Annotated in this window: 14 protein-coding genes; 6 read left to right on the top strand and 8 right to left on the bottom strand. The window is 63.0% G+C overall.

Features of this window, described 5'->3' with window-relative positions:
- Positions 1–57 precede the first annotated feature (57 nt).
- Together WG899_RS16430 and WG899_RS16435 are read left to right on the top strand one after the other, a co-directional pair.
- Positions 58–1,023: an MlaD family protein gene (locus WG899_RS16430; RefSeq protein ID WP_339596741.1), complete on the top strand. Its 966-nt coding sequence runs from the start codon at positions 58–60 to the stop codon at positions 1,021–1,023.
- 1 nt (position 1,024) lies between these two features.
- Entirely contained in the window at positions 1,025–1,696 is a 672-nt protein-coding gene (locus WG899_RS16435) for an ABC-type transport auxiliary lipoprotein family protein (RefSeq protein ID WP_339596742.1), read from the top strand.
- Between the two features lie 38 nt (positions 1,697–1,734).
- Here the strand turns inward: WG899_RS16435 and WG899_RS16440 are convergent, their stop codons facing one another.
- Together WG899_RS16440 and WG899_RS16445 are read right to left on the bottom strand one after the other, a co-directional pair.
- The gene (locus WG899_RS16440) at positions 1,735–2,589 is read right to left on the bottom strand and encodes a J domain-containing protein (protein WP_339596743.1); all 855 of its coding nucleotides are present in this window, start codon (positions 2,587–2,589) and stop codon (positions 1,735–1,737) included.
- A 134-nt stretch (positions 2,590–2,723) separates the two neighbouring features.
- Positions 2,724–4,910, bottom strand: coding sequence for a sodium-translocating pyrophosphatase (locus WG899_RS16445; RefSeq protein WP_339596744.1), 2,187 nt, complete (start codon positions 4,908–4,910; stop codon positions 2,724–2,726).
- A gap of 292 nt (positions 4,911–5,202) precedes the next feature.
- Between WG899_RS16445 and ppa the strand changes: the two genes are divergently transcribed.
- Together ppa and WG899_RS16455 are read left to right on the top strand one after the other, a co-directional pair.
- Positions 5,203–5,742 (top strand): inorganic diphosphatase, encoded by a 540-nt coding sequence (gene ppa / locus WG899_RS16450; protein ID WP_339596745.1) that lies wholly within the window; start codon positions 5,203–5,205, stop codon positions 5,740–5,742.
- A 182-nt stretch (positions 5,743–5,924) separates the two neighbouring features.
- Entirely contained in the window at positions 5,925–7,469 is a 1,545-nt protein-coding gene (locus WG899_RS16455) for a methyl-accepting chemotaxis protein (protein WP_339596746.1), read from the top strand.
- A gap of 23 nt (positions 7,470–7,492) precedes the next feature.
- Here WG899_RS16455 and WG899_RS16460 read toward each other — a convergent pair whose 3' ends face one another.
- Complete coding sequence (locus WG899_RS16460) at positions 7,493–8,662, bottom strand: GNAT family N-acetyltransferase (RefSeq protein WP_339596747.1); 1,170 nt, start codon at positions 8,660–8,662, stop codon at positions 7,493–7,495.
- Between the two features lie 23 nt (positions 8,663–8,685).
- On the opposite strand from WG899_RS16460, the gene WG899_RS16465 reads away from it, so the two are divergent.
- Together WG899_RS16465 and WG899_RS16470 are read left to right on the top strand one after the other, a co-directional pair.
- Positions 8,686–10,383 (top strand): NAD+ synthase, encoded by a 1,698-nt coding sequence (locus tag WG899_RS16465; RefSeq protein ID WP_339596748.1) that lies wholly within the window; start codon positions 8,686–8,688, stop codon positions 10,381–10,383.
- Between the two features lie 39 nt (positions 10,384–10,422).
- Entirely contained in the window at positions 10,423–10,761 is a 339-nt protein-coding gene (locus tag WG899_RS16470) for a P-II family nitrogen regulator (RefSeq protein WP_263539796.1), read from the top strand.
- A 94-nt stretch (positions 10,762–10,855) separates the two neighbouring features.
- Here the strand turns inward: WG899_RS16470 and WG899_RS16475 are convergent, their stop codons facing one another.
- The 5 genes from WG899_RS16475 to WG899_RS16495 all read right to left on the bottom strand — a co-directional run bounded on the left by WG899_RS16475 (position 10,856) and on the right by WG899_RS16495 (position 13,694).
- Positions 10,856–11,236 carry a diacylglycerol kinase gene (locus tag WG899_RS16475; protein ID WP_339596749.1) on the bottom strand — a complete coding sequence of 127 codons (381 nt, stop codon included), beginning with the start codon at positions 11,234–11,236 and terminating at the stop codon, positions 10,856–10,858.
- Positions 11,233–11,694, bottom strand: coding sequence for an RDD family protein (locus tag WG899_RS16480; RefSeq protein ID WP_444718861.1), 462 nt, complete (start codon positions 11,692–11,694; stop codon positions 11,233–11,235). Before WG899_RS16480 ends, WG899_RS16475 begins: the two co-directional genes overlap by 4 nt.
- Before the next feature lie 83 nt (positions 11,695–11,777).
- Positions 11,778–12,683 carry a DUF3106 domain-containing protein gene (locus WG899_RS16485; RefSeq protein WP_339596751.1) on the bottom strand — a complete coding sequence of 302 codons (906 nt, stop codon included), beginning with the start codon at positions 12,681–12,683 and terminating at the stop codon, positions 11,778–11,780.
- A complete protein-coding gene (locus tag WG899_RS16490) occupies positions 12,670–13,131 on the bottom strand; it encodes a DUF3619 family protein (RefSeq protein WP_339596752.1) in 462 nt (153 codons plus the stop codon). The genes WG899_RS16485 and WG899_RS16490 overlap by 14 nt, the downstream gene beginning before the upstream one ends.
- Positions 13,128–13,694 (bottom strand): RNA polymerase sigma factor, encoded by a 567-nt coding sequence (locus WG899_RS16495; protein ID WP_339596753.1) that lies wholly within the window; start codon positions 13,692–13,694, stop codon positions 13,128–13,130. Before WG899_RS16495 ends, WG899_RS16490 begins: the two co-directional genes overlap by 4 nt.
- Positions 13,695–13,717: the final 23 nt, after the last annotated feature.

Below are 13,717 nucleotides of genomic sequence, written 5' to 3' on the forward strand. Positions count from 1 at the left end.
TGAAGCTCGTCGTGACGCACACCGTCATCCGCTGAAAAAAGCAAAGGAGCCGCCATCATGGAAAACCGCGCACATGCCCTGGCCACCGGCGTTTTCATCCTGCTCTTGGGGGCGGCGCTGGCGGTGGTGGTGGCCTGGTTTCAGGGCGATCAGAGCGAGCGAAGCAGCTACACCATCGTGTCGCGGGGCGGTGTGCCGGGTCTGAACGTCAAGGCCCCGGTCAAGCTGCGTGGCGTGCTGATCGGCAAGGTTGAAAAGATTGATTTCGACCCGGCAGACTCGCGCCAGATTCTGATCACCATCCAGGTCGCCAAGGCAGCACCCTTGACCAGCGCCACGCAGGCGCGTCTGGGCTACCAGGGCATCACCGGGCTGTCGTATGTGGACCTGTCGGAGCCGGAAGGGCAAGACCTTGCCCCCCGTTTGACCGAAGCCTCGCCGCCCTTGCAGCTGACTCCTTCGCTGTTTGATCGGCTCAGCAACTCTGGCCCGCAGCTGATGGAACGTATCGGGGAGGTGACGCTGCGTCTGAACGGCTTGCTTGGAGACGAAAACCAGCAGAATTTTGGCCGCGCGCTGGCCGGCATTGCGGACGCTTCCGCTGGCGCCGCTCGATTGAGTCAGACGCTGCAACCGACCGCTCATGCCTTGCCGGCGCTGACCCAGCAGACCCAGGCCTTGTTGAAGGACGCCGGGTCGGCCATGAAGAGCTTCGAGGCCTTGAGCGCCCAATCGACACTCTTGGTGCAGGATCTGCGTGAACGCAGCCAGGAATTGCAACGCCTGGGTCTGGCGGCAAACCAGGTCCAAACCACGATGCAGCGCCTGGAGCTGGCGCTGGTCGGCCCGAATCGGGTCCGCACGCAACCCTTGTTCGATGATTTCAGCCAAGGGGCGAGGGCGGTGGAACGGGCCGCCAATGATCTGGGCGAGCAACCGCAAAGCCTGATCTTCGGGCGCGCGGCGCCCCCCCCCGGCCCCGGCGAGGCCGGCTTTGATGCAAACGCCAAGCGGAGACCTTGAGATGAGCCCAGCAAGCCCTTCGATCGAAGCAGCCTTTCTTCGCTCCCATGATTCGCGTCCCTTGTCGCGCTGGGCATCCAGGGTGGCCTTGCTTGTCCTGCTGGCGCTGGGCGCCTGTGCCTTCAACAAGGCCGAACCGATGGCCTTGTATGACCTGGGGCCGGCCCCGGCCCCGGCGCAGGGCCGCACGCCGAGCCGCGCCTTGCCCCCGGTTCAGCTGATCGATGTGAGCGCGCCCAGCTGGTTGGCCAGCGCCGGCATTGCCTACCGGCTGGACTATGCCGACCCCTTGCGCCGCGAGATCTATCGCGACAGCCGCTGGGCGGCGCCGCCCGCAGCGCTGCTGGCCGAACGCCTGCGCCAGCGTCTGGCCGCCGAGCAGAATTCGCAGGCGCAAGTTCAGGGCGGTGCGACCTTGCCCTTGCCCTTGCCCTTGCCCCTGCGCCTGGAGTTGGAGGAGTTTGGACAGAGCTTCGCCACCCCGAACCAGTCGCAGGTGCGCATTCGGCTGCGCGCCCGGCTGGGTGAGGGGGCAAATGCCCGGCTACAGGTGTTTGATGTGCAAGGGCCGGCGGAGTCTGCCGATGCACCCGGTGCGGTGCGGGCGCTGAATCAGGCCAGTGAGCGGCTGATTGAGCAAATGCTGGACTGGCTGGCGCAACTGCCGCGTTAGCCTTTGTGACGCGGCAAGGCGCGGCACGGTGCCCCGGCCTAATTGGCCGCTGCAGCGGCACCCATCCGCTCGATGCGGCGCAGCACAAAGGCCTCGGCCAGTTCTGACTCGGGCTGCAGGCGTTGGCCGATATAGAGCTCTTTGCGGCGCTCGCCGATCTGGGTGTGCAGTCGATTGACCATCACGCTGAACGGGTCCAGGCCTTTGGCTTCGGCTTTCACAATGGCCTGCCAGAGTTGGTGCATGGGGTGCGCCGTCAGGGCCACCGAGTGGGCTTGCACCACCCGCAGACGCCCTTGCACGACATGTTCGCAGCGGCTCAGCCAGGTGCGTAGCGCATCGGCATTGCCACCGGTCACGCGTACCGGGTCTTCGCCGGCGGCCAGCAGCAACATCTCCAGTTGCGCCCGGTTCTCCACCGCATAGGCTTCGTTGACTTGCATCATGCGCTGCTCGCGAGCGCGCCGATCGCTGTCGTCGGCGGCAAAGTCTGGGTGCAAGCGCATGGCGGCGCGGCGGTACAGTGTCTTCAGGCTGGGCGGGGCAATTTCGGTCCAGCCGCCCGGAGGTTCGGGGGGCAGGGGTATGCCGCTGGGCAGTTGCGGCAGCACCGGCATGGCGGTGGCCTGTGGCGCCAGCGGAGAGCGTGTGCTGAAGCCATTGCGACGCAAGGCCTCGGCCAGACAACTGGTGGCGGAGTGCAGTTGCGACTCGAGCGCGTCCAGCTCCATATAAGCGGAGCCCAATGTCTCGACGTAGCGGTCACAGAAGCCCTGAACCTGCGCGCGCAGATCCACGAAGCCTTGCTCCTGTACCAGCAGGTAGCGCTGCAACTCGCCCAGTTGCGAGCGGCGGCGTTCCAGCCCGAGCCTCGCAATCACCGTATTTGTCATGACCCTTCGAGTCTCCCTTGTCTGGGCGCTATTGTGGCTTGACGCTGGCGTCTGCGAAAGTAGAAACAGCCCGCAAGCGGGCTGTTTTTCCTAGGGCTGACCCTGAAACATCAGGGCTTGAGGTGCTTCCCGCCTCAGGGTTGCGAGGCCGGGACAGCGGGGGCGGTCACGCCGGCTGCGCTGGCCGCATCGGTCAGCGTGGGCGCGGCTGCGGGCATGCTGGCAGCGTCCGTCATGGGCGTCACCACTGGTACCGGCTCGGCCGGCTTGTGCGCGCCGGTCTGCATGGGCAGCAAGGGCACGATCAGCAGGGCGACGATGTTGATGATCTTGATCAGCGGGTTGACGGCCGGGCCGGCGGTGTCCTTGTAGGGGTCGCCGACGGTGTCGCCGGTAACGGCGGCCTTGTGCGCTTCGGAGCCCTTGCCACCATGGTGGCCGTCTTCGATGTACTTCTTGGCGTTGTCCCAGGCGCCGCCGCCGGTACACATCGAGATGGCCACGAACAGGCCGGTCACGATGGTGCCCATCAAAAGGCCGCCCAAAGCGGCGGGGCCGAGCAAGAGGCCAACGATCACCGGCACCACCACGGGCAGCAGCGAGGGGATGATCATTTCCTTGATGGCGGCGGTGGTCAGCATGTCCACCGCGGTGCCGTACTCGGGCTTGCCGCTGCCGTCCATGATGCCCTTGATGTCGCGGAACTGGCGGCGCACTTCCACCACCACGGCCCCGGCGGCGCGGCCCACGGCTTCCATGGCCATGGCGCCGAACAGATAGGGGATCAGGCCACCGATGAAGAGGCCGACGATCACCTTGGGGTCGCTCAGGTCAAAGGCGACATGCATGCCGCGCGCCTCCAGCGAGTGGGTGTAGTCGGCGAACAGCACCAGGGCGGCCAGGCCGGCCGAGCCAATCGCATAGCCCTTGGTGACGGCCTTGGTGGTGTTGCCCACGGCGTCCAGCGGGTCGGTCACATCACGCACGCTGGCGGGCAATTCGGACATCTCGGCGATGCCGCCGGCGTTGTCGGTGATGGGGCCGTAGGCGTCCAGGGCGACCACGATGCCGGCCATGCTCAACATCGAGGTGGCGGCGATGGCGATGCCGTAGAGGCCGCCGAGCTGATAAGCGGTCAGGATGGCGAAGCAGACGAACAGCACCGGCCAAGCGGTGGAGCGCATCGACACGCCTAGGCCGGCAATGATGTTGGTGCCGTGGCCGGTGGTGGAGGCCTGCGCGATGTGCTTGACCGGCGAGTACTGCGTGCCGGTGTAGAACTCGGTCACCCAGACCAGGGCAGCGGTGAGCACCAGACCGACGGCGCAGGCGCCGAACAGGCGCATGCGGGTGCCGGCACCGAGGGCGTCATCGGGCACGACGGCATTGGTGACGAAGTAGAAGGCGATCAGGGACAGTACACCGGCAACGGCCAGGCCCTTGTAGAGCGCCGGCATCACGTTCTTCATGCCTGGCGAGGCCTTGACGAAGTAGCAGCCAATGATGGAGGCGATGATGGACACACCGCCCAGCATCAGCGGGTAGAGGATGGCGGCCATCGGGGCGGCCGTCACGACCAGCGCGCCCAGCGCCATGGTGGCGATCAGGGTGACGGCGTAGGTCTCGAACAGGTCGGCCGCCATGCCGGCGCAGTCACCGACGTTGTCACCGACGTTGTCGGCGATCACCGCCGGGTTGCGTGGGTCATCCTCGGGGATGCCGGCCTCCACCTTGCCGACCAAGTCAGCGCCGACGTCGGCGCCCTTGGTGAAGATGCCGCCGCCGAGGCGGGCGAAGATCGAAATCAGCGAGGAGCCGAAGGCGAAACCGAGCAGGGGCTTCAAGGTGACGGCGTCAATTTTTTCGCCGCCGCTCAAGAACCAGAAAAACAGGCTAACGCCCAAAAGCCCCAGGCCCACCACCAACATGCCGGTGATGGCGCCGCCCTTGAAGGCCACGTCCAAGGCTGGGCCAATCCCCTTGGTGGCGGCTTGCGCGGTGCGCACATTGGCGCGCACCGAGACATTCATGCCGATGAAGCCGCAGGCGCCCGAGAGCACCGCGCCCAAGACAAAGCCAACTGCGGACATGGTGTCCAAAAAGACCGCAATGAGAATGGCCAGCAGCACGCCGACGGCGGCGATGGTTTTGTACTGACGGGCCAGATAAGCGGCAGCACCTTGCTGAATGGCCGCGGCGATTTCCTGCATGCGGGCGTTGCCCGCGTCCTGACTCAAGATCCAACTTCTCTGAATGAAGCCGTACAAGACAGCTGCCAGGCCACAGGCCAGGGCGAAATACAGCGCCAAACTCGTCGACATGTACATGTCTCCTCTTGTTTTATCTGCCGTTGGTAAATTGCGGATGCGTCCGGCTAACGCGGTCAGCCCACGGTTTGCAGGGCTGGCCCCGAGACACGGGTCGCTGGAATCGATGCTACGAGAAGGCACGCCTCCTAGGCAATTGAGATTCCTGAGTGTTTACCCAGTGAATGCGGGTAAACGATGCGCTAGGACAAAGCGCTCGATTGCTGTGCGCGCCATTCGCCCGTCAGTTTTGGGCAAGTCCTGCCCTTAGAATCCGGGTTTCCCCTCGGCCGACCTACGGATAAACATGAGCCTGCATAACGTCACCCCTGGCGCCAAAGCGCCCGAACAGTTCAACGTCATCATCGAAATCCCGATGAATGCCGATCCGATCAAGTACGAGGTCGACAAGGAAACCGGCGCAATGTTCGTCGATCGTTTCATGACGACCGCGATGCACTACCCCTGCAACTACGGCTACATCCCCCAGACACTGTCGGACGATGGTGATCCGGTCGACGTGCTGGTGGTTACTCCGTTCGCCCTGACGCCGGGTGTGGTGGTGACTTGCCGCGCCGTTGGCGTGTTGAAGATGGACGATGAGGCGGGTGGCGATGCCAAGCTGCTGGCGGTGCCCATCGACAAGATCCTGCCGATGTACCAACACTGGCAAAAGCCTGAAGATGTCAACCCGATGCGCCTGAACGCGATCCAGCACTTCTTCGAGCACTACAAAGACCTGGAACCCGGCAAGTGGGTCAAGGTCCAGGGCTGGGAAGGCCCCGAAGCCGCGCGCGCCGAAATTGAGTCGGGCATCGCGGCTTACGCCAAGGCACAAAAGGGCTGAGTTCTCGCCTTTGCATAGAAAAGCGCCCCGCGTGAGCCGGGCGCTTTTTTTCTGCTTGTTTTTGGCGACGTCAATAGCACTAAATTGCTGTTGCTGGCTTCCGATACTGGATAGGATTGCCCGCTGCAGGGCCATGCCTTGGCCCAAGCTCCGCCGTTTCCGGCCAGACCAGGAGTGAGTCGATGGCGAAACTTGCACTGACGATCCGGCAAAAAATGCTCGGTCTTAGTTTCATTGGCTTGGCCTTTGTACTGATTGTGGGCGGGGTCGGTTTCTTCGCCGTGGCGGGTTTGAGCGAGGACCACCAGGCCTTGACGCGCAGTGCCTCCGCGCTGCGCTCGCAGCTTGAGGCGGACATGATGCACGATGCCTTGCGTGGCGACGTGTTGCGAGCACTGCTGTCCAGCACCAAGGGCAATGCCGCCGATAAAGGCCCCGTCAAGTCCGAGCTCGAGGCCCATGTCAAACAATTCCGCGAGCCTATGGCGGAGCTGAAGACCAGTCCTCTGAATGCGCAGGTGGACGCGTCGGTGGCCAAGACGCAGGGGCCCTTGAATGCCTATATCGAGAGTGCTGCCGCCATGGTGGATCTGGCCTTTGTCGATGCCGCGGCGGCGGACGCGAAATTGCCCGGCTTTACGGATAGTTTCAAGGCGCTCGAGGAGCAGATGAGTGCCTTGAGTGATGAGATCGAGCGCGAGTCCCTGCGGGTGCAGGAGGCCAGCAAGGCCGGCGCCGAGCGGGCCCGCTTGGCCATGCTCGTGAGTGCGGCCTTGGCGGCGGTGATTTTGCTCATGGTGAACACCGTGGTCGGACGCGGCATCATCGGCGCGCTGGCCCAGGCCGTTCGGCTCACCCAGCAGGTGGCCGGCGGCGATCTGCGTGCTCAGGTCGAGGTCGGGTCCGACGACGAAACCGGCCGCTTGATGGCGGCGCTGCAGCATATGAATGATGTGCTGGCCGACATCGTCGGTGAAGTGCGGGGCAGCGCCGAGGCCATTGCGGCGGTTTCGCACGAGATTGCCGATGGCAATGTCAATCTGAGTCGGCGCACCGAGGAGCAGGCGAGCAGCCTACAGCAAAACGCGGCCTCGATGGAACACTTGAGCGAGACGATCAGAACCAATGCCGATACGGCCCAGCGCGCCGCGCTCTTGGCCAGCAGTGCCGCCGGCGTGGCGACGCGAAGTGGCGAAGTCTTCGGCCAGATCGTGACGACGATGGGCGAGATCTCGGCCAGCTCGCATCAGATCGGCGACATCATTGGCGTGATTGACGGGATTGCCTTCCAGACCAATATCTTGGCCTTGAATGCGGCGGTGGAGGCGGCGCGCGCCGGCGAGCAAGGGCGCGGTTTTGCGGTGGTCGCCAGTGAGGTGCGCAGCCTGGCCAAGCGTAGCGCCGAGGCGGCCAAGGAAATCAAGTCCCTGATCGGCGGCAGTGTCGCCAAGGTCGAGGCCGGCAGCAGCCTGGTTGGCGACGCGGGCAAATCGATTGAGAGTTTGGTTGACGAGGTTCAGCAGGTCAGTCAGTTGATCAATGAGATTAGCGCGGCCAACACCGAGCAAACCAAGGATGTCGGTCAACTGGGTGTGGCCTTGGGTCAGCTCAATCAGATGACGCAGCAAAACGCCGGCTTGGTGCAGGAGGCCTCCGCCGAGGCCGGCCAACTCGCCGAGCAAGCGAGCAAGCTGTCGGGGCTGGTCGCGCGGTTCAAACTGCCTTGATGGGGCACGCCCTTGTCGGCAACTTAGCTTGCCGGCTTGAAGGGTTGATGCTCTTCCAACTCGTTCACATAGCCGCGCATGGCCTGACCCTCCTGGGCCAGAAAGTCAGCCACCGCCTGACTGAAGTCGGGGTGCGCCAGCCAATGGCTGGAATGAGTGGACACCGGCAAGAGGCCGCGTGCCATCTTGTGTTCACCTTGTGCGCCACCCTCGAAACGCAAGTAGTGGTGGTCGATGCACCAGGCCAGCGGTTGGTAGTAGCAGGCGTCGAAGTGCAGGCAGGAGATGGGCTCGGTCGCGCCCCAGTAGCGGCCGAAGGCGAGTCGCCGTTCCGGGTCCATCGCAATCAGCGAGGCGGCCACGCGCTGCTCGCCCCGTATGGCGATGAAGAGCAGCCAGTTGGCCGTCATCCGTTCCGCCATCAGCCGAAAGAAGTCGCGTGAAAGATAGGGCGTGCTGTGGTGCGCCCGGTAGGTCAATTGATAGCAGTGGTAGAAAAAGTCCCAATCGGCTGCGCTGATGTGAGCTCCCTCCAGGACTTCGAAGCGAATGCCAGCCTCGCGCACGCGGCGCTGCTCTTGTTGGATCTTTTTGCGCTTTTCGCGCTGCAGGGCGGCCAAGAATGCGTCGAAGGACTCAAACCCCTGTGGTTGACGGTTTTGCCAATGAAACTGCACGCCGCTGCGCTGCAGCCAATGCTGTGCATCGGCCGCAAGGTGGTCGGCCTCGTCGCCGAACAGCAGATGCGCCGACGACAGGCCTTGCCGCTGCGCCAGAGCCTGCAGGCCCTGCATCAACAGGCCGCGGGCCTCGGCGTCTCGGGCCAGCAAACGGCTGCCGGGCACCGGCGTGAAGGGCACGGCGACCAGCAATTTAGGGTAATAGGCTAGGCCGTGGCGGCGGTAGGCGCCGGCCCAGGCCCAGTCAAATACATATTCCCCGTAGGAGTGCGACTTGAGGTAGGCGGGGCAGGCGGCCACTAATTCATCACCCCGACTGACACTGAGGAATTGCGGTTGCCAGCCGGTTTCACTGACGGCGCTGCCGGAGTCGTGCAGGGCCTGCAGATACTCCAGTCGCATAAACGGCGACGGAAGTTGTTGCTGCGCCAGCAGGGCATTCCAGGCCGGCAGCGGCAGCTCGGACGGCTCGGGATGAACCCGAATGACATAATCAGCCGAGCTGTTTTTCATTCCTGATTCTTCCCCTGACCGCCATGTCCGTGATCGCCGCACTTGCCCAAATCAATGTCACCGTCGGTGATCTCGCAGGCAATGCGAAAAAAATTGTCGATTACGGTCGACGGGCCCATGCGGCCGGAGCCCGGCTGCTGTTGACGCCCGAGTTGAGTCTGTGCGGCTATCCGCCGGAAGACTTGTTGTTGCGGCCGGCTTTCATGCAAGCCTGTGATGAGGCCTTGCGGGGTATTGCAGCGGATTTGGCGGATTGCGAGGGCTTGCATGTGGTGGTCGGTCACCCGCATCAAGGGCAGGGGCAGCGCGATCTTAGGTCCAAGAGTTGGGCCGTGCCGGCGCGCTTCAATGCGGCCTCGGTGCTGGCAGGGGGTCAGGTCTTGCAGACCTATTGCAAGCGCGAGTTGCCCAACTACCAGGTCTTTGATGAGCGACGTTACTTCGTATCCGGCCGCGACGCGGGCGAGGGCCCGGTTGTGTTTGAGATTGAGGGCCTGCGCTTTGGTCTGACGATCTGTGAGGATGCTTGGTTCGATGAACCGGCGCGCGCGGCCAAGGCGGCTGGTGCCCAAGTGCTGTGTGTCTTGAACGCCTCGCCCTTCCATTTGGGCAAGGTGCAAGAGCGCGAGCAGCGCATGGCTGAGCGTGCGCGGGATGTTGAGTTGCCGCTGCTCTACGCCCATCTGGTCGGCGGGCAGGATGAGGTGGTGTTTGACGGCGCCTCTTTCGCACTGGATGCGCGCGGCGAATTGGCCGCCAGAGCGCCCATTTTTGAAGAGGACTTGAGCTTGATCGAGCTGGGCGCTGATGGCTCGGTCAAGGGCCAGGTCCAGCCCTTGCCGGGGCTTGAGGCGCAGGCCTGGGCGGCGCTGGTGACCGGCGTGCGGGACTACATCGGCAAGAACGGATTTCCCGGGGCCTTGATCGGCCTGTCCGGCGGTATCGATTCCGCCCTGGTGCTGGCCGTCGCAGTGGATGCCCTGGGGGCCGACAAGGTGCGCACGGTGATGATGCCTTCGCCCTATACCGCGGACATCTCCTGGATCGACGCGCGCGATATGGCGGAGCGGCTGGGCGTGCGCTACGACGAAAAATCCATCGTGCCGATGTTCGAAGCCTTCAATGCCAGCTTGGCCGATGAGTTCAAGGGCCTGGCGCTGGATGCCACCGAAGAGAATATCCAGGCGCGCATTCGTGGCACGCTGTTGATGGCTTTGTCGAACAAATTCGGCTCCATCGTCCTGACCACCGGCAATAAGAGCGAGATGGCGACGGGCTACTGCACGCTGTACGGCGATATGGCCGGGGGATTTGCCGTTATCAAGGACGTGGCCAAGACCTTGGTGTTCCGCTTGGCACGCTGGCGCAATGAGCAGCCAACGTTGCGGTTGGACGGCACGGTGTTGACGACGGGTCCCATCATCCCGGAGCGCATCATCACCCGCCCCCCATCGGCCGAGTTGCGACCCGACCAGAAGGATCAGGACAGCTTGCCGCCCTATGAGGTGCTGGACGCCATTCTGGCCCGCTATATGGAGGAGGATCAGTCGCTGGCCGAGATCGTGGCGGCTGGCTTTGATGCGGCCGATGTTGAGCGGGTTACGCGACTGATCAAGATCAATGAATACAAGCGGCGCCAGGCGCCCATCGGCATTCGCATCACGCACCGGGCCTTCGGGCGCGATTGGCGTTATCCGATTACATCGAAGTTCCGTGCTTAAATTACAGCCAACCCTTGTCCTTATTCGGAGCCTTTTTCAATGAAGCAGATCACCGCCATCATCAAGCCCTTCAAGCTGGACGAAGTCCGCGAATCCTTGGCCGAGGTGGGTGCTTCTGGCTTGACCGTCACCGAGGTGAAGGGCTTTGGCCGTCAAAAAGGCCATACCGAGCTGTATCGCGGCGCCGAGTACGTGGTCGACTTTCTGCCCAAGGTGAAGGTCGAGGTGGTGGTCAAGGATGACGATGTGGAGCGCTGCATCGACGCCATCTTGAAGGCCGCCAAGACCGGCAAGATTGGTGACGGCAAGATCTTCGTCACGCCGGTTGAGCAGGTGGTGCGGATTCGTACCGGCGAGACGGACGAAGAGGCGGTTTAAGGCGAGTGGGAGGAGGGCGGGGCGGCTTCAGCGGCGGCTCGGCCCCTCAGCCGTTGGCTCGATCAACTCAATCTAGCCAAATCACCTGTGTAATCTATTGGGACAGACGCTGCCAAAGCGCCGTGGCCCAGATCCCAGCGCTGAGCAGCAGGGACAGCAGGACGGCGGCGCTGGCCAAGTCCTTGGCGCGCTTTGATAGATCGTGCAACTCGAACGACACACGGTCGATGGCCGCTTCAATGCCGGAATTCAACAGTTCCACGATCAGGACCAACATCAGCGAGCCCAATAGCAGCGCGATCTGAACCCAATCCTGGCCGATCCAAAAAGCCAGCGGAGTTGCCACGATCAGCAGCCAGATTTCCTGGCGAAAGGCGCTTTCGCCCGTGTAGGCGGCGCGCAAACCGGCAATCGAATAGCCGGTGGCTCTCAAAATCCTGTCCAAGCCGGTGCGGCCCTTGTAAGGATTGCTCATCGTTTCTGAGGTAATTGCGTGATCAGTTGTGTGGCGCACAGCGCATCATGCAGGAATTGCCGCTTTGGATGAAGCCGGGCCGCGGCCGCGTACAGCAGCACGCCAGCAATCAGACTGCCAAAAATGGCCCCGGTGCCATGCAGGCCCATGACCCAGGCAAACAGCAGTGCCGGCAGGAACCATAGCCAGCTGAGCGCATAGCGCGCCAAGGCACGCCCCTGGCTGAGCGCTTGTCCCTGGGTGTCTACGACGCGAATATGCCAGGCCTTCATCGCCACGGTCTGACCGCCGTGGGTCCAGAACCAGCAAAAATAGACGGCCAGCACAATGAACAAGAAGGCTTGCAGCGCATGTTGGCCTTGCAAGGCGTGGCGCTGCTGCGTCAAGGCGGAGAACAGATAGCCCGCGACAAAAACAATGCCGAACAGCAGCACGCCTTCATACAGAAATGAAGCCATGCGGCGAGCTAGGCCGGGGAGTTCGGGTGCGCTTGCGGGAGTCGAAGAGGGCGGCTGATCCGCCGGAGCGTTGATCAAGGACATTAACTGGCGGTCTTTGTGTCGGCGCTGCGCTTCTTCGGCAGCAAAGTTTTGCCGTCAACCAGCTCCGGATGCGCCATGATTTTGGTGTCACCCGCTTGCAGATGGCCGGGCACGGCCCGGTCCGTGGTCATCAGGACCGTGGTGGCGCCGGGTTTGGCTTGCAGCAAGGAGGCCGCGACGGGCTTGGGCGGCAAGGCATTGTTGACCTCGGGTACCAAATTCGATTTGGTTCTTGCGACCGAGGCTGGGCTGATGCTGCTGGCGCTGTTGAGCTTGCCGGCTTGTTTTTCTTGCTTCAGTGCAGCCTTGTCGGCCAGTTGCTGGCGTTGTTCGGGGGGGAGCGCCTGATAGGCCTCCCACTTGGCTTGTCGCGCGTCGGCATCGATCTTCTTGGCAACCTGGAAACCAATCCGGGCTTCCTGCCGCTGCACAGGGCTCAGTCGCGCCCAGTCGCGCATACGTTCCTGCATACGAGCCTGGTCTTGCGGATCGAGGGACCCAAAGCGTGCGGCAACCTCTAGCCATTGGCTTTTGCGGGCGGCATCCAGTTCGTTCCAGTCATGCTCAAGCGGCGCCAGTGCCTGGCGTTGTCCGGGGCTCAGTGCTGGCCAATTAGGAGCGGGCAGCAGTCGCGCGGCGGCGTTGGGGGCGGGCGCTGGTGCGGGAACTTTTGCGCGCGCCTGCTCAGCCAAGGGTGCCGCGACGGGCGCGCTGCCGACGGCGCTACTGGCCGAGGCGTCGGCAGCTTGCGGTGGGTCTTGCTGAGACAGGGCGATCGTCGCGAAGCCAAGGCCGAGCGCGGCGATCAAGCCGTAGGCCAAGCGAGGGCTGCGCCGGATGTCTGCTCCCTTGAGGTTCAAACTTGTGTTCTTTGGCGGCATGGACACCCGGTCACTCTTGCTCATCGCTGAGGTATTCCTTGAAGCCCGGATCGCTGTACGCGGCGGGCGGCAATTTGTCGGACAAGAGGCCCGTGTCCAGTTCTGCAGCGGCCAGAATCTGCTCATACCAGTGGCTTTGTTGAATCAGCCACATGCCCAGCACCAAGAGGAGCAGGGGCAAGATGGTGCTGAACTTTTGCCAGCGCGGCGAGCCGCTCCGGCCCAAGACCAGCGACGGACCCGAGCCCATCGCAACCGTATTTGGTGCCGCTTGCACTTGTGAGGTGCGGGCGCTGCGCGCCTTCAGCAGCGCTTGTTCGCGGGCGAAACGCAAACGCTCGGAGACGCCCGAGGGCAATTCTTCGCTCTGTTCGCTCAAGCTGGCGGCCACGCGCAGGCCAAAGCGGGTCACTTGCGTGTTCAGGCGTGTTTGTTCATCTTGTGCAAACTGCGCTTTGTATGGCTGATTCATAGCGTGATCCCCTTGGCCTTCAGTGATTTTGCCAATGTGTGAGTCGCTCGTGAGCAGTGCGTTTTCACACTGCCTTCGGAGCAACCCATGACAATTGCCGTCTCCGCGACGTCCATTTCCTCCCAGTAACGCAGCAGGAAGGCTTCGCGTTGACGTGCGGGCAATTCGGCAACTTCTGATTCGATGACTTGCAATATCTGTGCCCGGGAAACTTCGTCGGCCGCGCTGAGTGCGCCCAGTGCGCCGTCTTGGCTTTCCAGCATCTCCAAGAGATTGAAGTCGCCGTCCGGATCGCTCGATTCGAAGTCCGACATGTTCTGCATGACGGCGCTGCGCACCTTTTTGCGCCGGAACCAGTCCATCGTCGCGTTGGAAAGGATGCGCTGGAACAACAGTGGTAGCTCGGACGCCGGACGGTCGAAGTATTTTTCCGCCAGTTTGATCATGGCGTCTTGCACGATGTCCAGGGCCGCATCGTCGTCGCGAACCATATAGGCGGTGCGTTTGAAGGCCCGTCGGTCGACCGTGCGTAGAAAATCGTTGAGTTCTTTGTCGGTGGCCAAGGAGGGTGCGGGACGGGCCCGAT

This window comes from Paucibacter hankyongi (assembly GCF_037482915.1).
Taxonomy (GTDB): domain Bacteria; phylum Pseudomonadota; class Gammaproteobacteria; order Burkholderiales; family Burkholderiaceae_C; genus Paucibacter_A; species Paucibacter_A hankyongi.